The sequence below is a fragment of the Bartonella sp. CE47NXGY genome, from assembly GCF_042195415.1.
Classification (GTDB): Bacteria; Pseudomonadota; Alphaproteobacteria; order Rhizobiales; family Rhizobiaceae; genus Bartonella.
Genome location: NZ_JBHIOI010000186.1, coordinates 1 through 933, shown reverse-complemented (window position 1 = coordinate 933; position 933 = coordinate 1). Strand labels below are relative to the sequence as shown.

The window sequence follows — 933 nt, the reverse complement described above, 5'->3', positions numbered from 1 at the left end:
AACAACTTGAAAAAATGTTTTGGCTATGGAAACAACCCTCCCCTGTTGTTTATAAAATGCACCTTTTTCCTACTCTATAATTTACAAGCCCTTCCTTATAACCGATTTTAATTTTTATTAAACAATCAAGAGATTGTTGAACATTTTCCAGAAAAGGCTGCACATTTAAGAAAAGAAAATTATAAGCTATTGAGAATACATTTGACACCCAAACAATCATTTAAGCATAAAAATGATCTATAAACAAACATTGGATTTTAAAGTCAATAATTTGATTTATAAAGATTTTAACATTTTCCATGTTAAATAATAAATGCAAATGGAGCAGGCATGCACGTCTCGTGTAGGTTCTGCTTTTGCTCTCATACAGAGTGAATTGACAGTAAACAGACTCCTCGATAAACTCATTAAGATCAACTTAACCGATGGTTTTATTTTGGAGGAAGAGGGATTGTATACAAGGGGACCATCAGCGCTCCCAATCACATTCATTCCAATATCAAAACCGCAGACATCACAAACATGTGTTAATTTTTTAAAGTCTGTGAATGGGGCGGGACCCATATCTAAAAGAATATCAACAGGGGGCATAATAATGCAAAAGAGAGATTCCTATACAAAAACAGAAAGGTATGTCATATATACCGTCATTATTTCCAGCATACTTCCTCTGCTGGACGGGAGCATTGTCAATGTCATCCTTCCTAACCTTGCGCATTATTTTTCAGTCGGAGAAAATAATATACAATGGGTTGTAACATCCTATTTTCTCGCCACCGTTCCAGGGCTGCTAATGGCCGCTTTTGTGCAAGGAAGAATAGGTATCAAAAGCACTTGGCTTCTTGCAAGCTTCATTTTTATGCTTGGATCACTGGGGGTAGGATTAAGCTATAATTTTCCAACTATTATATCTGCCCGTATCGTTCAAGGTTT

General features: G+C 35.9%; 1 protein-coding gene. It reads left to right on the top strand.

Annotated features, from left to right (window positions below):
* Nucleotides 1–595: 595 nt before the first annotated feature.
* On the top strand, nt 596–933 hold a 338-nt coding region (locus tag ACFIL3_RS10555; RefSeq protein WP_375682256.1), incomplete at its 3' end, for an MFS transporter.